General features: G+C 55.1%; 13 protein-coding genes and 1 tRNA gene. 3 read left to right on the top strand and 11 right to left on the bottom strand.

Annotated features, from left to right (window positions below):
• Window positions 1-70 precede the first annotated feature (70 nt).
• The 3 genes from AC5S26_RS14175 to AC5S26_RS14165 all read right to left on the bottom strand — a co-directional run bounded on the left by AC5S26_RS14175 (window position 71) and on the right by AC5S26_RS14165 (window position 3,411).
• Window positions 71-1,516: a zinc dependent phospholipase C family protein gene (locus tag AC5S26_RS14175; protein WP_494185561.1), complete on the bottom strand. Its 1,446-nt coding sequence runs from the start codon at window positions 1,514-1,516 to the stop codon at window positions 71-73.
• A gap of 99 nt (window positions 1,517-1,615) precedes the next feature.
• Complete coding sequence (locus AC5S26_RS14170; protein WP_494185560.1) at window positions 1,616-2,890, bottom strand: IscS subfamily cysteine desulfurase; 1,275 nt, start codon at window positions 2,888-2,890, stop codon at window positions 1,616-1,618.
• A gap of 56 nt (window positions 2,891-2,946) precedes the next feature.
• Window positions 2,947-3,411 carry an RrF2 family transcriptional regulator gene (locus AC5S26_RS14165; protein WP_494185559.1) on the bottom strand — a complete coding sequence of 155 codons (465 nt, stop codon included), beginning with the start codon at window positions 3,409-3,411 and terminating at the stop codon, window positions 2,947-2,949.
• A gap of 302 nt (window positions 3,412-3,713) precedes the next feature.
• Here AC5S26_RS14165 and AC5S26_RS14160 point away from each other — a divergent pair, with 302 nt between their 5' ends.
• On the top strand, window positions 3,714-3,878 hold the full coding sequence (locus tag AC5S26_RS14160) for a hypothetical protein (protein WP_494185558.1): 165 nt from the start codon (window positions 3,714-3,716) through the stop codon (window positions 3,876-3,878).
• Here AC5S26_RS14160 and AC5S26_RS14155 read toward each other — a convergent pair.
• Complete coding sequence (locus AC5S26_RS14155) at window positions 3,875-4,444, bottom strand: CDP-alcohol phosphatidyltransferase family protein (RefSeq protein ID WP_494185557.1); 570 nt, start codon at window positions 4,442-4,444, stop codon at window positions 3,875-3,877. The genes AC5S26_RS14160 and AC5S26_RS14155 overlap by 4 nt on opposite strands.
• A 299-nt stretch (window positions 4,445-4,743) precedes the next feature.
• Between AC5S26_RS14155 and AC5S26_RS14150 the strand changes: the two genes are divergently transcribed.
• Window positions 4,744-4,820 (top strand) — tRNA-Val (locus AC5S26_RS14150).
• A gap of 320 nt (window positions 4,821-5,140) precedes the next feature.
• Here the strand turns inward: AC5S26_RS14150 and AC5S26_RS14145 are convergent.
• From AC5S26_RS14145 to AC5S26_RS14130, 4 genes are all read right to left on the bottom strand, one after another.
• Window positions 5,141-6,733 (bottom strand): glycoside hydrolase family 28 protein, encoded by a 1,593-nt coding sequence (locus tag AC5S26_RS14145; RefSeq protein ID WP_494185556.1) that lies wholly within the window; start codon window positions 6,731-6,733, stop codon window positions 5,141-5,143.
• 96 nt (window positions 6,734-6,829) lie between these two features.
• Window positions 6,830-10,342, bottom strand: a complete 3,513-nt coding sequence (locus AC5S26_RS14140; RefSeq protein WP_494185555.1) for an outer membrane beta-barrel protein — start codon at window positions 10,340-10,342, stop codon at window positions 6,830-6,832.
• 176 nt (window positions 10,343-10,518) lie between these two features.
• On the bottom strand, window positions 10,519-11,967 hold the full coding sequence (locus AC5S26_RS14135; protein WP_494185554.1) for a metallophosphoesterase: 1,449 nt from the start codon (window positions 11,965-11,967) through the stop codon (window positions 10,519-10,521).
• Window positions 11,967-13,475 carry a multicopper oxidase family protein gene (locus AC5S26_RS14130; protein ID WP_494185553.1) on the bottom strand — a complete coding sequence of 503 codons (1,509 nt, stop codon included), beginning with the start codon at window positions 13,473-13,475 and terminating at the stop codon, window positions 11,967-11,969. The genes AC5S26_RS14135 and AC5S26_RS14130 overlap by 1 nt, the downstream gene beginning before the upstream one ends.
• Before the next feature lie 1,017 nt (window positions 13,476-14,492).
• Between AC5S26_RS14130 and AC5S26_RS14125 the strand changes: the two genes are divergently transcribed.
• The gene (locus AC5S26_RS14125) at window positions 14,493-15,113 is read left to right on the top strand and encodes a hypothetical protein (RefSeq protein ID WP_494185552.1); all 621 of its coding nucleotides are present in this window, start codon (window positions 14,493-14,495) and stop codon (window positions 15,111-15,113) included.
• A 107-nt stretch (window positions 15,114-15,220) separates the two neighbouring features.
• Here the strand turns inward: AC5S26_RS14125 and AC5S26_RS14120 are convergent, their stop codons facing one another.
• The 3 genes from AC5S26_RS14120 to AC5S26_RS14110 form a co-directional block, all read right to left on the bottom strand.
• Window positions 15,221-18,799, bottom strand: a complete 3,579-nt coding sequence (locus AC5S26_RS14120; protein ID WP_494185551.1) for an alpha-mannosidase — start codon at window positions 18,797-18,799, stop codon at window positions 15,221-15,223.
• A gap of 136 nt (window positions 18,800-18,935) precedes the next feature.
• Window positions 18,936-22,412, bottom strand: a complete 3,477-nt coding sequence (locus AC5S26_RS14115; RefSeq protein WP_494185550.1) for a carboxypeptidase-like regulatory domain-containing protein — start codon at window positions 22,410-22,412, stop codon at window positions 18,936-18,938.
• Window positions 22,413-22,523: 111 nt separating this feature from the next.
• Window positions 22,524-23,342 carry a glycerophosphodiester phosphodiesterase gene (locus tag AC5S26_RS14110; RefSeq protein WP_494185549.1) on the bottom strand — a complete coding sequence of 273 codons (819 nt, stop codon included), beginning with the start codon at window positions 23,340-23,342 and terminating at the stop codon, window positions 22,524-22,526.
• Window positions 23,343-23,355 lie beyond the last annotated feature (13 nt).

Raw genomic sequence — 23,355 nt, 5'->3', positions numbered from 1 at the left:
TACTTGACTAGAAATCGATGGCGTAAGTTGCTGGGAGGATGACAGATGGCTTGATCTCAACCAATTCAGCTTACGGCGCAGGACTCTCGGTAGGATCTCCTTCGGGACCGTAGGTTGGATATGGGAGCGGCTCGTTGCTGGTCGGCATGGCGCTCAGGGTGGCAAGATCGGCCTGCAGGGTGCGCCAGCTTGAGGGGTGGGATTTTGTAGCAAAGGGCAGATTGAGATCGGCATAGTATGCCAGGATGTCTTCCTTAATGCCGGGCGGAACTGCCTGGGCAGGCTTGGCGGCCAGGCGATGGACGAGCTTGCAATAGGTGGCATCCGTAAGCGGATATCCGGCGGGTCTGACGATGCTGCCGGTATCAAGGTCGCGGTTCCTTAGAGGGTGTTGGGGATCGGAAGAACCGCGAGGAACGGCCTGGGCGGACCCAGGCTTTGCGGACAACGGATCAGACGGGGGCGACTGTGAGTTTACGTCCTTCGCAGCTGCCGCGGCGGTACCTGCCGATGTGCTGGGAGGGGTAAAACGACGCAACGTGAAGTTCAAGGCGTCGGTCGAGCGCAGGACCGAACGTAAGTACTCGCGGTCGGTATCCACGGTAGGGCCTTTGACGGCAACGAGGCTAAGGGCGCCTACCTTGGGCAGGATATAGAGAAAACCCGCGAGGGTGTATGTCCCGACGCCGGCTTTTCTTCGATAGGCAGCCCAGTCGTTTTTGGCAGCTATGTCGGCAAGCTCGGTCGTGAGCCGCTGAAGTTCAGGAGAGTCGACGACAGGCGGTTCCTTATGCCGGTGCAGCAGGTTCACGGAGAAGGCGATCCGGGGGATGAAGGTGCGCACGGCGAACCGATAGGCCTTCACGTTAACCCGGTTCCCTTTGCCTTTGCTGAAATCTTCGGCTAAACCGTAGGTTTGGTAGAACGCAAGCTCGAGCTGCCGCTGCGGTACCTGGAGACCGACGTGGCTGAGGTAATGCGCGGGCGCGAAGTGTGCGTGGCTGATCTCGTTGATGTCGAAGCCGAACTCGGTGCGAACGTGTTGCGAGCCGCCCTCGGCATATCGGACCGAGTGGCCGTACTTCTGGCCAAGCTTGGGAAACTCGACGGGTACGGCGAGGTTGGTTGCATCTGCATGCCCGATGTTGTCGCCGATGTAGTGAGATAGCGCACCGATTGCGAAGGCAAGCTCATCCGCATTTCCGGCATTGCGAAAGAGGTTGACGACGAAGTCTCCCGAACGGACATAGTGGGTGAGATTGGAATAGAAAGTGTCGCCGAACGGGTAATACCCGATGTCCTGAATCACGCATCCGCCATAGGCGTAGGCGCGGGCGTGCTCAAGCTGAGCCGCCGTCAGCGTGGGATAACGGCTTTTGAGGAGAGGGACGATGGAAGTATCCCACGTGAGATCGATGAGCTGCTCGTGGGTGAGCAGCGAATAGCCATCCGCGGGACGAGCGTACAACAGACAAAGAAGAAGCAATGAGGAAAAGGGACGAAGGAGCTTTGACATTCTGGCCTGCCGCCAAGAGTATCGCAAACGGCCAGCACCGGCCTATAAGAAAACAGGCGCGCTATCCAAGCCGCGCCTGTCTCAAAACTGCTGAACGAATTAGTGCGCAGCCCACTCGATCTTCGAGAGGTCGATGCCTTCCTTGACCATCTCGTACAGCGGGCTCAGCTCACGCAGCTTCTGAACGACGTCGATGATCTTGTCAGAGACGTAATCGACTTCAGCCTTGGTGTTGAAGCGACCGAGACCGAAGCGGATCGAGCTGTGCGCAACATCGTCTCCAAGGCCAAGGGCTTTGAGTACGTAGCTGGGCTCGAGGGTGGCTGATGTGCAGGCAGAACCGGACGAGACGGCGATGTCGTTAATTCCCATCAACAGGCTCTCACCTTCAACATAGACGAAGCTCATGTTGAGATTGCCGGGCAGATGATGGTCCATGTTGCCGTTGACGTGAACGTAGTCGAGAGCATTCTCGAACTTCTTCTTCAAGTACTCGCGCAGCTCGGTCTCTCGCTTGGCTTCCGCTTCCATCTCGTTCATCGCGATCTCGCAGGCTGCACCAAGACCGACGATTCCGGGCACGTTCAACGTTCCCGAACGCATGCCGCGCTCGTGACCGCCGCCGTTGATCTGTTCGGAGATCTGCACGCGCGGGTTGCGGCGACGCACATAAAGCGCGCCGACTCCCTTCGGCCCATAGATCTTATGAGCGCTCAGGCTGAGGACGTCGATGTTGTCCTTCTGCACGTCGACAGGAATCTTGCCTACGGCCTGGACGCCATCGGTGTGGAAGAGAATTCCCTTCTCATGGCAGAGGGCGCCGATCTCGCGGATGGGCTGAATGACACCGATCTCGTTATTGGCGTACATGATCGAAACGAGAATCGTCTTATCGTCGATGGCTCGCTTGAGATCTTCAATATCGATGAGCCCATCGGCCTGGACGGGAAGATACGTTATGCGATATCCCTGCTTCTCAAGCTTCTTGCAGGTATCGAGAACTGCCTTGTGCTCGGTGACCTGGGTGATGATGTGATTGCCGCGCTCACGGTACATCTCCGCGATGCCCTTGAGGGCGAGATTGTTGGATTCCGTCGCGCCCGAGGTAAAGATCACCTCTTTCGCCGTTGCGCCAATCAGCTTTGCGACCTGCTCACGAGCCTTCTCTACAGCCTTTTCCGCCTCCCAGCCGAAGCTGTGATTGCGGCTGGCGGCGTTTCCGAAGATGCCGGTCAGATAGGGCATCATCGCTTCGAGAACGCGCGGATCGAGCGGAGTGGTAGCGTGGTTATCCATGTAGATCGGCAGGCGCACGCCTTCCGGCAATGACGTTGCCGACTCGGCGATGACGACTCCAGTTCCATTCGTGCTCATAAGCTCCCACTCCTGACTTTCACTTGCTTTAAGAATTTTTTGTAATGCTCGACGCGCTAAAGCGCGATCGAGACCAGGCCGCCGCCGACCGCATTCGACCCTGCGCGTTCGGCCTCCCCGCTTTCGACGAGGTCTGCAATATAGATGCCGCCCAACAGATCCTTGATGCTGTCGTTTACCTTACGCAACGGCTCCTTGATCGTGCAGGTGCTGGTGAGATCGCAGGCGCCGTGAATCGTGATGCAGCTGGTGATAAACAAAGGGCCGTCGATGGTACGGATGACCTCAAATGCAGAGATCTCCTTCGCCGGCCGCGCCAGCGCATAACCTCCGTTGGTTCCCGCATGGGAGACCAGAAGTCCGCCCTTGGCAAGGGTTTGCAGGATCTTAGCCAAAAGCTGCGGAGGTATATGGTAGGCCTCGGCGATGTCCTTTGCGCTATGCGCAGAGCCGCTCGTCTGCTCGGCCAGGTATTTAAGGGCCATCAGACCATAATCCGCTTTTTTGGTTAGCCGAAGCATCTGCGCCCAATCATGCCCGTAGCAGGATAAGTCATAGCTCTCCAATGAATAGACTGGAGAGTCTTCCGGCGACGGACGAACCTCATACCATAGTGTACGACTGGAGGATGGTGATCGCAACCTGCTTCGGCGGGATCATTCCGGCTCTTGAGAGAGCCGCCACGGACCGATGCTAGACCCGTCTTTTGATTCACCGTAAAAAAATCGCAAGTCCTCTGCCATGGGTTGACAACCCGCACCGGTAGGGGCAGAATCCAACCAAACTTATTCGTTCTACCCCTAATTTTTTCAATCTTCGATCCATGACCACCCATTGCAAACACCCCATCGTAAAGATCGTCTCCCGAGACGAGGATGCAGAGTTCGTCGAGTGCCAGGCATGTGGCGAAATCTTTGACTCTACTGAATTTCGCGATATTGCAATCGAAGAGGAGGTCGAGGCTGAAGCCACGGAAGAGGAGAGCTAGGCTGCAGCCGGGCCGGAGTTGAGCCGCCGGAAGACAATCCACGCATATTGAGCCGCCGAGACCGGCGCAAGAACAGCAATCACGCGCAACAGCACCGCTGTAAGTGCGTTGAGCCAGCCTGTCGGCCAAAGCCTCTCCAACAACACCGAGATTACTCCCAGAATCTGGACGAGCGTGTTCAGCTTTCCTAACAGGCTGGGACGAAAATCCCGGAGTGTCCCAGTAGCGAAGAGCAAGGTAGAGATCAGCAGGATTCCAAGATCCCGGCTAAAGACCAGAACCGTCACATATCGCGGAATCAGTCCTGTATGGGTAAGGACGATGAAGAGAGTGCTGAGCAGGAGCTTGTCGGCGATGGGATCCAAATACTGGCCCAGCGTCGTCTTCTGGCTCAGCCAGCGGGCAAGAAGACCGTCCAGGGCGTCCGTGATTCCTGCAAAAACAAAGAGCGCGAAGGCTGCCGGATAATTGTTATCCAGGATTTCGATCGCCAGAAACGGAAGGATGAACAGCCGCAACAGCGTGAGGAGGTTTGGTGTGGCTCGAACTTGAGTGAGGAACGGCACTGTCGCTAAGGTTCATCGTAAATGAAAGCAGCGCCTCTCATTGCGAGGCGAGAACTGCAAAACAGGAATCGCCCTTGCGGCATAAAGAACGTCGAACTCAGCCGGGCTCCGTGATGGCTAAAGGTTTGCTACAATTGAGGTACGGAATCGAAACAGCTTTCTGACCCTCTGAGGACGAAATTAGTGGTCAGGGCTACTGTCCAGTCAGCGACTTACGTTCCTTAACGGTCGGAGTGATCGTCAGAGAACATAGAACGACGAAGCAGCGGTTACGTCTTAGGCATCGATAGAAGCGATATAGGCGCGTAGCTCAGTTGGTTAGAGCGCTACCTTGACACGGTAGAGGTCAGCGGTTCGAATCCGCTCGTGCCTACCATATCTTCAAGCACTTACAGCAAAATCTGGGAACAGATAGGGTTTGCGTGGGAACAGTTAGCCACCAAACGTCGGGTCCATTTGGCAAAAGTGAGACCTTGTGTTGCCTCTTATTGGAGGCATTTTCCAGCAACTGATTGATTTCCTTAGCATTGCCTTTTTGGCATGATTCAGTCGACCGCTGATAACCGCACGGTAATTACACACTTCACATAGATCAAGCGATTTTGGTTACCTTCTCAGCTACAGTCTGAAGCGCAACTGTTCCCGCGCCATCACAAACCGGCTACCTGACGCTGAAGTGATCGGGGAAACGACTCACTAGACACTCGACGTATGCACAGCTCCGCGCGGAACACTCGTGTCGACCGCGAGGTTCGTCTTCCAATCGAGGACGCCATTTCCTTTAAAGAAGAGATTGCTCGTCTTCGCCCCACTCACTCGATATGAACGAGCGGGTACCGGCAGGATCGCAAGACATTCGAGCCAGGAATCTCTCACATTATTCAGCCACAAATGCGTCGCATTCATACCGAATTCCTTCTCATAGCCGTGGAGCCGCAGGTTCACAACATCGTCAGCCACGATATCGGGACGATCTTCCTGGGCGGGTGCCTTGAGCTTCACGTCTGACAGAACCAGATTCGCAACGTGGCGCAGGAACAGGCCGAAGGCGGGGAGTTTGCCGAACATAACGGGTTGGGGATAGGCGATCGGTTGTTCGGGCACCTCCTCCAAAGTCTTGGGGCCGGTGCCCGAGACCGCCATGGAAATTGAAACTCCGCTGATGTGAACACCCATGACAGGGGCATCCGGCAAGCCTGCGATGACGCTTGTAAACTTCGCGCCGGTAGCGATGATGTTCGAGACGCTAATAGAACCGAGAGGCCCCGGGCCTTTGCCGAGCGAACAGCGATCTCGGTTGCCGCGAATGATCGCCAGAGGAGTACCGACGTCCCGCATGACGATGTTGGAAGCAACAACACCATCGAGGTTTCCGCCATCTACCGTGTACAAAGCGATGCCTGGGTTGCCGTGTCGCATGCCCAAGCCGCCTTCAAAGACACAGTTTGAGATGGTGATGTTCCGAAAATCGCCACAGCTTTCCGTCCCACATTTGAAGTGGATGCTTGCCGTGCGCAGTACGCAGTTGGTCACCGTCACGTGCTCCGTTGCGCCACGTTCGCCGAGCGAGCCGCTCGCCTTCAGGCATAGGCTATCGTCCGCCGACTCAACGAAACAGTTAGCGATACGTACGTAGCGACAGCAGTCCGGATCAATCCCGTCGGCGTGGCCTCTCTGTATCGTGATGCCATCCATGTCGACAAACTGGCAGCCGAGCATACTGATGTTGTAGTTCCGAGCATTGCGGATGGTGATACCACGCAGGCTCACGCGTGTGCAGCGCCTTAGTGCAATTGGTTTGGGGCCTCCACCTTTCTGTTTGCCTTGTTCACACTCGATGACGCCTTCTCCAAATACCGCTATGCTCTCGACGGCGTCACCCACAAGTAACGCAAAGTGAAAGTCCGAGGTCGCCTGGTTCGCTCCGGTCTCGTAGGTCAGCTTCTCCGCGGGCAGAAACTCAGCAACATCCGGACTCATGGCGAGGATCGAACCATTGTCGAGCCACAACGAGACATTGGACCGTAACAGCAAAGAGCCGGACACATAGCGGCCCGCGGCAAGATGCACCGTTCCACCGCCGCGCTCATGTACCTGGTCGATTGCACGTTGCAAACGCTTCGTGTCGCTCGTCTCAGTGGCGGCACGTGGACCTGGAGTAAGTAGAGCGGACGCCTCAATTCTCTGCGGCTCCTGGGCGGCGGCCACCCCACCGAAGTACGTTGCAGGACTAACTGCTGCGAGACCGAGGCTGCCGAACTTCAGGATCTGTCTACGATTTGTGCTCATCAAACTCCCGTTTCCGCCGTAAGTAAAAGATTGGGACCCGGCCCGTCTTCGCGACAGGCCGGCCTTCAGGTTGTCAATGAGTCAGGCTGACCGCATCTAGAAACGGATGTGTGCGGAGACCTGTAGTGTTCTGGATTCGTTAGCCTGTCCGGTGATCGTGCCGAAGGCGGCGCTCGTGGGTGTCAGGTTAGGGTTACTGAAGGTAACGTGGTTGAGAAAATTGAATGCTTCGACCCGTAGTTCTCCGGTGATGCGGTCGCGAAAGCTGACTTGCTTAGCCAGAGACACATCGATATTGTTCGTGATATCCCCGCGCCACCGGGAATCGGTGGTGTGAAACGTACGGACGTTATAAGTGGGTTGATGGCTCGGGTCCATGTCAAACCGGCTGGTATCGAACGCCGCACCGACAGTTTTCTTTGGATTAAGATGAAGTTCCCCACCCAGATAGACAACATTTCCCCAGGAAAGCGGTGCACCCGATTGCAGAAGATAGGTACCGCTAGTCGCCCAGCCTCCCAACAGTGCATGTTGAAGATGCCCCACTATTCCATCTCCGCTAAATGCTGAGGAAGGCAGTTTGTAGGTGAACGAGATCACAAGGTGTTGCGGATAGTCGAAGCTGGAGATGCGCTTCTCGTATTTGGCATCCGATTCGTTCAGCAGCGAATCCTGCTCGATATTGCGCGACCAGGTATAGTTCGCCAGCAGGGAGAGACCGTGCGTCAACCGGCGTTGAATGCGCGCATTGAAGCTGTTGAAGTTCACCGAACCGTTGCTGACGTTCTGCTCGATCACCTGATCGACGGGGTACTGTGGATAGGGTAGTAGCAACTGCGCCCGCGCGATCATAGAACCATTCAGCGTTGTGCCCGGCAGTAAACCACTGAACGGATTTGGAACGTTTGAGCTCAATGAATTGACGAGCGCAGTGTCGCGGATCGGGCTCGTGCTGAGGTACTGACGCGGAACAAAGTTGAGCGACCGCTGAACCGGCAGCTTTACATAATGAGCGCCTAGATATGCGATCTGCATATAAGTATTTGCGTCGAGTTGTTGCTGTATTGAGAACGCATACCGCTCCGAGTATGCGTTGTGGAAGTCTGGATTGAACCAGTAGACCAATTGTCCCTGAGACGTCGAAGTGCCTAACGACGATCCCGTCGGCTGTACAAAGCCTGCGGGAAACGGATCGCTCAGACTGTGAGCCGCTGTCGCGAAGTTGTCGTTTGTCGCAACGTAGGGCGTGGTCGAACTGAAGCCCGTGCTGTTCACAGTACCTACATCGAGCAGCGGGAAGACAAAGATGGAAAATCCGCCTGTCAGTACAGTCTTGCCATTAAGGTAGTCAGGACTCCACGCAAAGCCCACGCGTGGGCTGAAGGTCTTAGACGGAGTGTCGTATAACTGTGGCTTGGCATCGCTGGCGTAAGTGAGGCCTCCGGGAACATTGAAGTGCCCACTCGGAATCTCAGGAATAGGCTTAGCATTGTAAGCGGCCATGGCACGCGCGCTGAGTGGCGTCGTGATTGTGGGATCGAATCCATTGATGGCACGGTTATGGCGCTCGTACAGCGGGAAATCGTGATCGAAACGGAGCCCGAGGTTTAGCGTCAGGGTCTTAGACACCCGCCAGTCATCCTGCACATAAATTCCAAGATAGTTGCTATGCGTCGAGAGAAATACGTTATGGTCGTACTCGCCTGCGGTTGGCAGCCCAAGAAGCAGCGCAGCAAGATCCTGCCCGAGCGGAGCAGACGCCGAACCACTGGACGCCTGGGTGAATGTATTCCCGAACGTGAACTGACCCGCCGAGTAGTTATAAGCAATATTGGCCACCCGGTACTGGCGTGCATCCACACCGATCTTCAATACATGCTCGTGAATCACCTTGGTGAGGCTGTTCAACAGGTGATAACTTTCCGTGTAGGTTGATGCTGCAAGATTATTCGGCGTGAATAGACATGCGTATGTAGTCGTTTTGCAAGTGCTGATTTGAATGGATGGATACTCCAGCAGGGTCGTGTTTTCGGTCAAATAGCCCGGGTATCCAAGCGGGGTCGGGTCCAGTCCCTGGCTTCCGGCAATAGCGTAGTTAACATAGCGGTTCCAGTTGACGCGCGTATTGATCAGGGTTGTCGGATTGACCGTGTAAACATTGTCGACACCTGAACCCCAGTTGACGCGATCCAACGGATCGCCGGTCGCAATGTTGTGGAAGTAGTTGTTCGTGGTCTGTGTACGTTGGCTATGCCGCACATCCAGGAACAGCTTGTCCTTGGTGCCTAGATTGAAGTCAAGACGTCCAAATTGATTGTCGTACAAGTCAACGCTTGGAAAACTCGTGAAGTAATTGTTCGTTCCGTCGAAAGACGTATTAATAGTGTTAGGTTCCGGATAGAACTTCATCAATTCCAGTGCGATTGGATTCAAGCGGCTTTGTGGAATAACGTTGTTCTTGAACGGCTGACGCGTGACGTTGCCCTTGCTATCGACCGTGGCAGTCGCCGGATCGTAGATCTGGTACTTCGTTCCACCTGCAAGCAATGCAGAAAAATCACCGGCTCGTTCTGCATCTGTAGGCACAGTTAGAAATCCATTTGCAGGCTGCGAATCGCGGATCCCCTCCCAAGCAAACTCAAAGAAAACGCGGTTGCGTCCATCGAACAGCTTTGGTATCCGGACTGGACCACCGATAGAAAGACCATACTGGTGATAGTGATTGTTCGGCTTGGGCTTATGCTGTTGATCAGCAAAATACGTATTGGCGTTCAGCGCTGCGAACTGAGCATACTCATATACCGATCCGTGATACTGATTGGTCCCGCCCTTGGTTACCTGGTTTAGTACGCCCCCGCCGGAGTGTCCATATCCCGCATCCACCTGGAACACATTCACGTTAACCGACTGTACGATGTCCTGCGGGGGGCTATATGCCAGCTTCAGCAAGTTATCCGTATCGGGCGAGCCATCTAATAGGATCTCCGTGCTCTCCGTGGGCGTACCCGCGATGGAGATCGACGCCGCACCCGCATTGTCGAATGGACGTGTCTGTCCTGGGTGATTTGTGCTCGCGACACCCAAAGTCAACTGCGCGAGCACCACTGGCGTACGGCCATTCTGCGGAAGGTCTTCCACTTCGCGCGTCGTAATAACCTGGCCAATTGCTGCATTGGACGCATCCACGATAGGAGCATCAGCGGTCACCTGGACCTCCTGGCTCACATCGCCAAGCTGCAGCATTACATCCACATGCAACTGCTGGCTGGCCTGCAGCCTGATGCCGTTTTGCAGGAAAGCACGGAACGTGGGAGCCTCCACATGCACCTCATATGTGCCAGGCGTAAGGGATGGGGCGATGTAGTTGCCATGGTCGTTCGTCTTTGCTCTGAAAAGCGCGCCTGTCTCCGTGTTTCGAACCGTGACAGCGGCGCTATTGACAGCGTTACCCCCGGGATCAGTGACGACGCCAGCAATGGAGCTACGAAACTCCTGCGCCGGAAGGGAAAGAAAACAGCTAGCAATCAAGGGTAACAAGAGAAGGGCATGAATAAAACGATGACGCATTCTATTCGGACAGGGCGTTCGGCTCGTCTTCTGATTCTTCATAGATCTTCCTTTCGGAGAGAGGTTTGAACTCCGTGGAATCACATGGAGCAGTGAATTCCTGCATTGCGGCTAAAGGCATTTTTTGCAAAGCCTCGACAGATCTCAACCGGGGAGCGAAGTGCGCCGCTCTGTTCGATGTCGAGGATCTTTGCGAGTGATCGAGATCAATGCGCTACTTATTTGTGAATGATCGAGGAATATAGTTCTTCCCCGCTAAGACCGATAAATCGCAACTTGATCTGATCCCTGTCTGCATCGAGGACGGTAAACCCGTACTGTTCCTGCTTGAAGATAGAGTGCGAATAGTTGGGCTGCCGGAATGGATATACCCCTGCGCCGCCGCCGCCGCTTACAAAGAAGTGCACGCCATCTTCGGGCTTCAACTCCTGCAGATTATGATCGTGCCCACATAGATACACATCGACGCGATTCCGCAGAATCGGCAGTAGTCTTTTGATCAGATTCTGCTCATCGCCGCGCGTTGCCGAGTAGATCTGGTAGTGACCGTAGACGATCTTCCATCGCGCCTTACTCTTTGCGATCTCAGCGTCAAGCCATGCCATTTCTTTGTTCGGCAAGGCGGAGTCCGATAACTCGATTGTGTCGATTGCGAAAAATTGAACCGGCCCGGCCGTGTAGGTATAGTAAGTAGCCGGCATCTTCCAGGAAGGGCTTTTCTGGGTGTAGAGAATCTCTGCCGCGGGTCCGTCCGGACGAAGATAATCGTGGTTTCCAAGTGTGGCGTAGAACGAGAGTCCGAGCGGACTGTACATGTCTTCCCACTTCGCCTTCCACTGTGGATCGTCGGGACTGGATACGCCGTTTGGGTAAAAGTTATCGCCCAAAGTAATTCCAAAGTCGAATGGGTTCTTCTTCTGATACTCCTTCATCGTTGCCGCCAGTTGAACCTGCTGCGGCGAACTTGTGCCGAAGTCGCCAAAAGCAAGCACACGAATCGGCTTCTCCTCCGAAGAGATCTGAAACAAAGGTGGCGGCGTTCGCATAAAGTTCGGGAGATTCATCTGTCCATCCCACGCCGTCCATTTGTCCCCCTCATCCAGCAGTTTCATCGCACCGGCCACATCGCCATCCGAGCGAGCCCGGTTTGCACGGGCCGCAACGAGTTGAGAAGAGTGGCCCCACTCCAGCCGGCGAAGAGCCTGAATCGCGTCCAGCGATACTCCAGCATCCTTATCCTGTAATGCAAGACGCGTCAATGTCTCGCGAACCTTGTCGCGTTGCTCTCCTTCATGGGCATAACGCACATAGGGTTGAATTCCGTACTTGAGAATGAGGCTGCGACGCTCAGCAGAGCTCTCCTGCGCCAACTGCTGGATCATGAAATCGAAGCCCTCGGGATTGATCGACATTCCCTTCAGAGCCAGCGCCAGCGGAGCATCCGGATACATTGCGGCCTGCTTCAGAATCTTTTCCTGATCCTGTGCGGTCGCCGTTAGTTGAAGCTTAACCACCTCTTCTCGATATCCTGAAGGAATCTTCTGAAGAAGATCGTCAGAGATCGCAATCTTCGGTGACGGCATTTCGTCCATCGTTTGTGCTTCGAGCAATCCTGAGAAAAAGAGAACGCCGAGAAGAAGCCCTTTGTAGGTCGTACCGAGATGCATTACTGTCTCTCCGTCTTTCGGTGGTATAGATCTGTCGCTGAGTGAATGTTGAAAAGCGTCTGGAGGCCCGCATCCATATGCATCTGGTTGTGGCAATGAAACAAAGCAGGACCTGTCTGCCTGGGAATCATGAGAATCTCCACTTCGTTATAGGGAGGAACAACAACGGTATCCTTCATCAACCCTGCATTCGTCCTCCCCCGAAAACGGATCAACTCGAAGCAGTGACGATGAAGATGCATGGGATGCCATTCGTTGCTCTCGTTCCTGATGCGAAGGCGATAGGGATTATCCCGGTGCAATACGGTCGGAAGCGGACTATTCTGCCCGTTCACCCGGCCCGCCATCTCCCATCTCTCAGTGCCCTCTTCCGTGAGAGGCAACCGGCGCAGGGCGATGCAGATCTCTTCCGCGATACGGTCCATTCCCTGGCTGGCAAAGAGCGTGTAATCCCATTCCGGCGCCACCACATCCGTCCATACAGGATCTCCGCGTCTTCCGGCATACTCGATCACGACGCCGAGCCCCTTATTGCGAGTCTCCTCGTCGGTTGAGCCAAGTATCCATACACCCGGGGCGGTCATCTCTACAATCGCGTCGATGCGCTCTCCCACTCCCAGGTCGAGTGCGGTGACGGCGGTGGGATTGGGGACGCGATGTCCGTCCATCGACTGGACAAGGAACTCATGGCCAGGAAGTGCGATTTGTATATTCTCTGTAGCGCTGGCGTTAAGAAGATGCAGGAGAATCCGTTCCCCCTCCTTTACGCGAATCGGCTCTCCATGGCCCAACGCCTTTCCGTTAAGGGAGGCAATCCGGTACCGGATATCCCACCCGCCTTCGCCGGGAGCTTCGCCCTCACCCTCCTCGGGGTCGATCCGGAGATGGTGCATCTCCTCGATCGATCTTTCGTCCTGCGTCTCATTCACCATGTACGGTTCCCACTCATGGCTGCTCAGGAATATCTCCTGGTCATAGTCCCCGGCTTCCCGGGCGGGCTCGACGTAGACGAAGGCGAATTGGCCTCCATACATTCCCGCACCCATATCGTGGTGTGCCATCGTATGGGAGTGAACATAGTAGGAGCCTGCAGACTGTGCGGGAAGCAGATAACTCAATCGGGACGAAGGGCCGACTGAAAGGCTATCTTCCTCGGCCGTTCCGTCCAGTGCAGCATCCAGAGAAAAGCCATGCCAGTGAACATACTCGTTGGTCGAAGACTCATTGCGGATCTCGACCTGAATGGACCTGCCCTCAGGGATGCGAAGAAGAGGGCCGGGAGCGCTGCCGTTATAGGCCGTCGTATGGATAATGTGCCCTGGAGCTACCTCGATCTGGCAGGGTGATATCTGAAGAGAGATCTCCGGCTTCACTGTCGCAAAGGCAGATCCTCCGAATTGCAGTAGGCTGCCGGCAGTCAACGCGCCGAGAGAAAGGAAGCGACGGCGAGAGAGTTCCCCGTCGAAGCCTCCGTGCGACATGCCCTCTGCTATGCGCGCACTACTCAAATCGTTCTCCAACGCTATGTAGCGCCAAATTCCTTGATCGATGTGTCGTTGTAGTCCCAGAGGTCTCCGAGCCGCTATCTGACTCCGAAGCGCGTCCTGCCGAATAAGTTCCACAAAAGATGCCACGGTAAGTCCCGCGACTTACGCTGAATTTTTTCTTGATGTGTGCTGCGATAGACCAACTCTAGGAAAGGCGTCGAAACCGCACAAGGTTACAAACGGTAATATCTCAGTAACTTCAACGTGTGCTCGACTTCTAGTCCCGAAGCTTTGCTGAGCGTAACTGCCCGTAACGGGCCGCCTTTTTCCGCTTCTGTAACACGCCATTCATAAGACACGACACATTTCTTTAAAGTAATCGTGCTTTCATAGGAACAGCGGCTTTGCGTCTATCCAATGTCAGGCTTCAAGGTTGAAGACCTCGAGCACCCTTGGGTAGTCCAAGAACGCAAGCCGATCGATATTTGCGTGTAAAACTTCCAGGTGCTCGGCCCCCAGATGTTTGAGATAAAACAAAACGATTTAAGACAGAGAGATGGTGAAAATCTGTCGTCTATATATAGTGATGCGGAGATTGAATCAGAATTAGAGCGAATCCTCGCAAGCGACTTCTTTAAGAGTAGTGCTCGCTGTCAGGATTTTCTGAAGCATGTGGTGTATGTTGCCTGCTCGAAGTCTCGAGAATCTCTGAAAGAGCGCAATATTGGAATTGCGGTATTTGGTCGCGCTCCGGACTACGACACTGGTACGGATGCCATAGTACGAGTCAAGGCCAGCGAGGTTCGACGGCGGCTCGCTCAGTACAATCAGAGTGCAAATCCGCAGAGGTCGGTCGCAATCGAACTCAGCCCTGGTTCCTATGCTCCGAAGATTACGCGTCTGTTGTCTCCAGAACCGCTGACCGCGGACACAGCTCCAAAACGGGCGTCCGGAAGAATTATTCCCATGACGGCGATAACGGCTCTGCTCTTGATTCTCGCCGGAGTTATTTACGCGGTATCTTCAGCCGCGTCTCCCTTGAAGAAGTTCTGGCGACCCTTTCTGGGGCGCGACAAACCCATCATTTGTATATCCCATCCAGGCGCTTACTATCTCTCTCTGGATCGGTTAGCCCGCAAAGGAGATGCCTCTGAGGGATTTTATCTGAGCGAAAAACTCCAGGACTTAGGACGCTCAAGCCGAATAGAAATAGCAAACGATGTCTCCGCCTCGGACCTGGAGGTGTCGCCCATCGTCCTGATTGGGGGACCGAGATTCAACCGCTGGACCCTCGCGCTGACACAAGACCTCAGGTTTGCCTTCCAACTCATCGACAACAAACCGAGAATTGTTGATCGAGATAATCCGGCACGCTTCTGGGAGATTAAAGAAACGAACTCGGTGAAAAGCTCGGAAGACTATGTCGTCATCACACGTCTTATAGGTTCAAACTCCCGAAAAGCAGTCATCTGCGTCGCTGGACTGAGGGCGTACGGTAGTCGAATCGGAGCCGAATTGATTGTCAGTCCGGCCTTTCTGGAGAAGGTACTGAAATTCGCCCCTGAAAATTGGGATAAGAAAAATTTGCAGTTCGTGATTCGCATCGCCTCCGATAAAGGAATCCATGATCCTGAGCTAGTGGCCACCACTTACTGGTGAGAAGGATAAGGTAAACACCGATAGCCTTGCCCACGAGCTCGATCCGGTCCCACTCGTGTCCTGAATATTAGAAACGATGCCTTTTCTATCGGCAGCCAGTGAAAGCTTTAGGGTTCCGATCGGCCCAGCGTGTCGAAAAGCGGAGCTGCAGGAATAAGGGACGGATTGTCATCAACAGCTGAGACCGATAGGATGCGAATTCTGTCGTTGTTCGGTAGCGTAAGCGTTTTAGCACCCGCGAAAAGATCCAGTGAGTATACAAAGAGATAGGAATACTGGTATGGCTCGTTGAGCCCCTCCGCCGTGTGGTGATGAGACGCGTACCAGCCAAGTGAAGCATGCTTGATGTAACCAGGTTTCAATCCGACATAGTCATCTGGATAGCGCCAAGCGGGCGGTTTGGGATCGCTCGACGAATGAAGGGGAGGCCATACAGCGTGATTGGCGGAGACAGCCCAATCACGGTCTGGAGCGCTTTTCCAGAGGCGCGTATCCCACTGGCCGATCCAGCCAGTCCACGATTGAATGTTTAGCTCAGCAGCGCGATTCCCAACGCGGAAGAGCGCCTTTTGATCATCCGCAGAGGATGCAGCCGCTAGCAGATAAATGCGATTGAATCGGCCGGCGGGTAATGCAAGCGTTTGGCCCCTGGCAGTGACAGCGTTCAGAGCGCCGGTTTTAGCTGTGGCAAGCTTGAACTTGACCGGACCGTAATCGATCTCAGCCGGAAGCATCTCAGCAGGCATTGTGTTTCCCTTGCCGTCGATGCCGCCATCTTCAGTCTTCGTATCATCGTTGCCTGCAACAGCATGATCGTAATGCAGCGCAACGGTCTGCGTATGGGGTCGGGCAAGCAGAGGGTGCAGCGATGCCAGGCGCAGAGCAAAGGTGCGCGGCTGATACGGAGCTAAGGATGCAATCAAATCACCGTGGCTTACTTCGGTTGGCCCAATTGGTTCCTCCTGCGCATTGACTTCGCGCGCCGACCCAATTGGCGCAGCAAAGGACACGTGCACGTCCGGAGCCGGCTTACCGTTCAGCTCCACCACGCGGAGAACAATCTCATCACTGTCCTCGGCTTTCTTAAGCGCAAGCACGCGGACAGCAGGATTGCTGACACGCACAAGTGACAAGCTCTTACCGAGTGTGCCTGGATGCTTTTCCGTTATAAACGAGACCAGCGGATCGTTTACACGGTATGCCTGCCACACTGTCTGGTCCTGGCGCCAGTCGCCGGAGTGCCCCGCGAGGCCGAGTACGATTTCGTGATGTCCCCAGTCCTGAGTCGTCTGGTCACTGAAGCTACCGGGATGGCCGTCGGCCGTAAGCTTCGCTCCGGGAGAACGCAGCAATGTCACGCGAATCGTCTGATCGTTAGGTTTGTCAGAGCCATTCTTCACATCGGTAAGCAGAGCTATTCCAAAGCTTCCCTTCTTGTCGGTCAGATCGATCCAACGATGTGAACCCATCTCATACAGCCGCCGCTGCGAATTGGTTCGCTCGACGGTGCCGATGTCCCAACTGTAGGTCGCTTGGGGATTTGAAGCACTCAGCGAAAAAGCGGCCTTGAGGTTGGCACACGCAGTCTTCCAGTCAATTGCATAGTGGAGATCAACGCGATTACCGGCATCGCCCGCAGCAAGGCTAACGGTTTGCACAAACCGGGAACCTTCTGCTTGCCGCGTCACTTCGAGCGAGACGCGCGCCGCGCCATTCTCGCTGATGCGAATCTCCGCAGGTCCACTGACAAAAGTGCGCGGAGCAGCCTGCTCCTGCGCGAAGTCCATGTTCCACGCCGGATAATTACGAGGCACATCAGTGGAGATCGCTAATGTGAGAGGGCCCGAGAGCAGTTCCCTGCCGAGCTTTTTGTCATAGACGCTCGACAGGTCGCCGTTCTCATTGAGCAGCACGCGATAACGCTGGTTTTCAAGCGAACGATCCGATGCGCGCAATGCGTTGTTTGGTGTTGGTTGCTTGACCGGACGCACGTCGAACACCGCGTAGCCGACAGATGGCATCGACGCCAGGAAGACCACCTTGCCGTCTTCCCACTGCGCCGGTGTCTCCTTGCCGTCTGGACCATAGACGCGTACAGCTTTGGGAGCCGGACCGGGAAAGACGACCGCAGCCTCGACCAGATCCTTGCGAGTGATATTGAGCGGGTTGTAGACCACCACAGGCACGCCCTGCGTGCCTGTGTCGAGACCGGACGAGATAGCGGCGCTTGCGCCGGTGAGCACAGCGGCAAACTGATTCGCTGCGATCACGTCGTCATTCCATGCGTATTGATAGGCACGCGGCGTCGACGTTCCGGCGCCGGTGTCGTGAAAGTGCCCGGCGAGCGCGAGCATCCATGCATCATTCAGCCGCTGCTGCGGATATGCGCGAGCACCAAGCCATTCGGCAGCGATCGAAGCCTTCTCTGCTGCGTCAGCGAGATTCTCATTCCTGATGGTCCAGCGTTTATGGTAAGCCTGCGATGTGAGCGAGCCTGCGGAGTGATCCGTCAGCTCCAGATCACCCTCGTAGCGCGGCATGTGGGCAGCCATCCCAGGCGTAATGGCACTGAACATCTGATCGGCGGAGGACTCGACCACATGCACCGGCCCTTCTCCTACACGGACCATCACCGAATGTGCAGGAAAGGACGATGCACCGTTCAACTTTGGCAGAGACGGCAGTACGGTCTCGCTCTTGGTTGCGATGGCTTCAAGCAGTTTGACCGTAGACTCCTGCGGCGCCCCACCGGTATCTCCAGTGCCCACATAGCGGTAATCGGCGGTTACGCCCGACGCTTTGCCATTGAGATCGATGCGCTTCACCCAGTCCGTATCAAGGGCAACCAGCTTGCGAAGTGCGCTCGCCTGTTCCGAGGTGAGAGGTGGCTTTTGCGCGTTGTTTAGCAGCGTCTTCTCCATGGACGTACTGGGGGGCTCGCTCAAGTCGGTATAGACACTGCTGCCATACGCTCCTGGATGCAATGCTGCAACGACGCTCCTGCCGTCTGGCCCCACCCATACACCGACGTTGAAGGGCACGCCGACCGGTGTCTGCTCCGGCGAATCGGGTCCACCTACCTCCGGACCCGCGGGCCAGCGCCCGCCAAGCTTCTGCGTCGAGAATCCTTTCAATCCGGCATGAGCAAGGATCGTGGGTAAGGAGGCGGGAAATCCGAAACAGTCCGGCAGCATGAACTCGTTACTTGCCTTGCCGAACTCGTGACGGAAATACGCATTGCCATACAGCACCTGGCGAAATACTCCTTCGGCGCTGGGCAAGTTCACATCGCCCTCCTCCATGGAAGAGCCCGCAGGGAACCACTGTCCGCGCGCGACATACATCTTGATTCGCGCATAGTCGCTGGGAAAGTACTCCTTCATCAGACGATAGCGGTTAGCACCGGTCCAGTTGAAGACATAGTGCGGATACTCATCCATGTAATCGAAGTTCACCCGCATGGTCTTGAGCAGGTGTTCGCTGATGCTCTGCGGAAACTCCCATCTCCATTGGGTGTCCAGATGGGCATAAGGGACGACGAAAAGTGTAGGAGTCTTTGTGATGTCCGGTGTTGCCATCGTTTGGCCGTCGGCGATAGTGATCGAGGTAAGGATCGCTGCTGCGGTTACAACGAATCGCAAACTGCGCCGGACGGTAACGCAAACTACACGGAAAACAACGACCATTTAAATCTCCCCAAAACAACTTGCATAAAAACCGTCCGGTATCTTTTCGCCGCCGAATCGCTTCAGGCTGCCTGAATCCCTCTTTGCATGAAGACGAAGGTGGGAGACGGTAGAAATACCGTCTCCTACCTTCGTCTTAGAACGAGTAGCGTAGAGATAACTGGAGCTGTCGTGAAAGGTCGGATTTGCCCGTAACTTTACCGAAGGTGGAAGTACTGGCATTGAAGTTGGGGCTGGACCAATTGGGATGGTTGAAGACATCGTAAGCCTCGGCTCGGAACTCAAAGACGTTGCGTTCGTCGATGGCGAACTTCTTGAACAACCCTGCATTCCAATCCTGGTAGCCGGGACCGTAGATCGCATCTCGGACCCCCTGCTGCAGATTGAAGGTTCCCTGAGCGGGTGGAGTAAACAGAGGCTGGCCGTCAGAGGTCGTCGTACCGAAGTAAGTCGCCGAGCTATTAGCACTGGTTGAGAATTGACGTGGGTACTGTGGCGATCCATGCATCACCCAGAACTGGGGCACACCTGGCACACCCGTTCCTGCATAGTCGATATTCGTGCTGTAGACAGTTCCAGGAGCTCCGCTCAAATACTGGGCGGTACCGCTGAGCTGCCAACCGCCCAGCACCTTTCCAGTGATGTGTTGCTGGCTCCTCAGGAAGGGAAGGTCGTAGGTGAAGGTAGTGACAAAGGCATGGCGAACGTCGAACGTAGACGGTCCCCAAAGATTACTTGTGTTGTAGGTGTCCGGGACCGTGTCGCTGTAGCTGGAGCTGTTATCCATGCTCTTGGCCAGCGTATAGGCTGCAGAGAAGCCCAATCCCCTGGTGAACCTTCGGTTCCAGAAGACCTGCAGAGAGTTATATCTGGAACTGGCAGCACTCCGTTCCATCAGGATCTGGGAAAATCCCTTGTATGGTACCAACGCGGCTATGTTTGTGTGTGGATTCGCATACGTGGTTCCGGCAGGAGCCTGATTGATATTTGCCGAATTGCAAAGGTGCAGCCCGCGGCGGCCGACATAGGCGACAGACAGCACCGACTGCCACGGAAGCTGTCTCTCCACCGTAACGTTCCAGTTCCATGCCTCCGGCTGTTTCATGCTACGGTCATAGGTTGTCACTGACATCGTAGGTGCCGCGGTAGAAGTCAGTTCGGCCCCTGGGTTGTCCACCGAGACATTCGTCACGGTGACAAAGGGTTGGAACGGAGAGTTTCCACCGGGAAAGATGTTGTCCAACAGACCCATCCGGGTCACAAACCGGCCGGCACCGGCACGGACGACCGTCTTCTCGGTAAATTGGTACGCGATCCCAGCGCGCGGTTGAAAGGCATTTTGAATATCAACTAAGCCACGCGGCAGGTTCTTGTTGAAAAGAGCGGCATAGTCCCCCGGAGTAGTAGCTTGAAAGACTCCATGCTGAGCGGCACCGCTCGGGAAGCCGGAGAGCCCCGGAATGACCATGCCGTTATATTGATTGCCGCTGCCCAGGGCAACGAGACCGGTATTCGGGTTGATGCTGACTGCAGCCGCCGGGTTATAGAGGCTGGGAACGAAGTAAGCAGCGTTTCCCCAAAGCGCGTGATAAGGGGAGACAATCGTATCGCGTACACCATAGTCGATGTGCAATTTTGGGGTGATCTTCCATGAATCTTGCACGAACCCTTCATACATGGCGCTGCGCCAGATCGTATAGGCTCGCGGTCCGATCTCGGTATAGCTATCGGCCAGTCCCATGGCCAGATTGGCGACACCTAAACCACTGCCGTTCGCATAGGAGTCGGTAAGGGCAAACGTTCCGTTCTGATTGCTGCTGCCCCCAGGAACAGTCGTAATGTTGATCTGATCGTCATCATTCTCGCCCCGATAATCGACCTGGAACCCAGCCTTGAACATATGGGTCCCGGCTGCCTTCGATAGGCTGTCACTCAACGTATAGATTGGACCGCCGGAGTGGGACGGATAAGGGCCGCCGCTCAAACTGAAGAAAGGACTCGGAAGGCTAAGACTGGGAATCTTATCTACGTCCTTACCACCGGGAATGATGTAGTTATAGTTGATTCCCAACTTGCTACGATCGAATCCGCGCTGGGAAGGATCGATCGGATTCGCTACGCGGTCGATACTAAGAGTTCCGTTAAGCTCATTGATGATGGTCGGAGTGATGGTCCAGGTCCAGGCAAGCGTGTTCGTCTGGTTCGGCCACGTCTTGAACTTACCTGTGAGTCCCGCTCCCTGGTCGAGGGCGGTGTACTCATTGTAAGAGAGGTCCGATCGGCGATAGGTGAAGCGGTGCTTGTCGTTCAAAATGAAATCGAAATTGTAAGATCCCTTTCGCTGGTCAATCGGATGAGGCGCAACCGCCTGCCAGTTCTTGTTTCCATTAATCAATAGACCTGGAATCGGCGCCGGGTAAGCATTCATGATGGCCATCCCGTTATGGCTTAACATGCTCTGCGGGATGATATTTCCTGCAAATGCGGCGCAGGTCTTCTTTCCGTTCGTTGTCGTGCAATGCGACGGATCGGTGATGATCTTAGCGGAGCTGTAAAACGGGTTCGGGCCAAGTAATTCGCTGAAGTTACCCGTTCGCATAAGCGCCGTGGGAACGGTCTGGAGCACAGTATCCGTAAACCGGTACCGGATCCAATCTTCGGCAACGAACCAGAAGAGCTTCTTTCGCATGACCTCAGGCAAACCCGGAGCCCACACGGGGCCGCCCACGGCAAAACCGAAGTCGTTATAACGGAAGGGCGAGGCAAACCTTGTTGACGGACTCTGGTTCCTCGACCAGGTGTTTGCGTTCAACGCCGAGTTCCTCAAATACTCATAGGCCGTTCCATGGAAGTCGGTCGTGCCACTTTTGCTGACCATGCGGACCTGACCGCCGCCCGCCCCACCGTATTCGGCTGCATAAGCCGCTGTGAGTACTTGAATCTCTGCGGTCGAATCTACATTCGGCGCTCCAATCACGTACGTGTTGGCGCGAGTCCGTACGGCCGCTGCGCCGTCAATGGTTACGGTTGTGTCTGTCGAACGCGCACCGTTGATGGAGAAGCCCGGCTTGCTTACGCCGAAGTTGAAGTCACCCAGTGTAGCTCCCGTAATAACACCCGGCAGCAGTTCAGTCATGAAGACCGGGTTCCTGCCATTGAGCTCCTGATGCTGGATCTGTTCCCCGGTGATTTGGTGCTGGACGGCCCCGGAATCGGTCTGGATTAAATCAGCGCTCGAGGTTACTTCAACAGACTCGTTGGGAGTTCCAATGGTCAGCGAGGCGCTGACAGATAACGTTGACACAGCGTCCAACTTGTTGTGGACGCTTTCGAAGGCTTTGAATCCCTGCTTCCGAACAGCGACGGTATAGAGGCCCGCCGGGAGACTGGAAAGAGAATAATAACCATTGCTATTTGTAAGAATGGTCCTGCTTTCCTGAGTTGCTTCGGATATCAACGTAACTTGCGCGTCGGGAACCACGGCTCCCGAGGGGTCTTTAACAAAACCTGCAATCGAACTGGTATCCGATTGCGCATGCACGGGGAAATACGTGCCCAGTAAGCTGACCAGCACCCAACTGGTTCGCCGAAATCTTCGCTCGTTTCGCTTCACTTCTATCCCCATCGGTGAAATTCTGCATCTCTGTTTGTGAACACACGGGATCGTTCCAGCTGTTATGCCGGGACTTCCCAACAGGTCAATGACTGCTTGGTTCGATATGTCTTAGTGCGTGGCCAGGTTATGGGCGCGAAGGTACCCTGCAAGCTCTGCGGGAAGATTCGTCTGGATACCATCGGCTCCAAGATCGATCGCCTTCTGCCATGTCTCCGGGTTGTCGGCATCTCCTAAACGATCTACGAAGATTCTTGCGTTTGCGGCCTTGGCGCAGTCGATAACAGGGTCTTGGAAGTCATGGGCATCGAATGCGAGAACCTGCGGCTGCATGGCCCGAACCATGAACTTGCAGATGTCGGGACTGATGGTCTCAGGCATGACCTTCAAGGTTGGACGAATCTTGCGGACCTCATAGAGGAAGAAGGGGTTGCCGTAGATGACGACATGGTCCTGCATGTCGTGGCGGACGATCGTATCGACTAACTGCTGAGGGTCGGCGTATTTGGTGTCGACGTAGACGTTGATCTTGCCGTGGGCAAGATCGAAGGCTTCGTCGAGGGTCGGGACTTTCGTTCCGGCGAAGGAGGGAGAGAACTTCGAACCGGCGTCTAGGGCACGAATCTCGTCGAAGGTATGCTTATGAACTTCACCAGTTCCATTCGTTGTGCGATCGAGGGTGCCGTCGTGCATGAGAATAAACTTGCCGTCGGAGGTGGTGCGTACGTCGAGCTCAAAGTAGTCAGCGCCTGCATCGATGGCGGCCTGGAAGGCAGGCATGGTGTTCTCAGGATGATGGAGGTGCTCTCCACGGTGAGAGATGACCTTGATGGTTTTGCCGTCCTCTTTCGGGATCCACGCTGTCTGGGCGAAGGTTACGCTACCGGTAAGGGTAGAGCCGATGAGGCACTTCAGGACGAGGTTACGCATTTTTGTTTTCCTT

The organism is Edaphobacter sp. FHG110511_03 (assembly GCF_059115365.1).
Note: the sequence above shows the minus strand (reverse complement) of the source record. Positions and strands in the feature narration are given on the sequence as shown.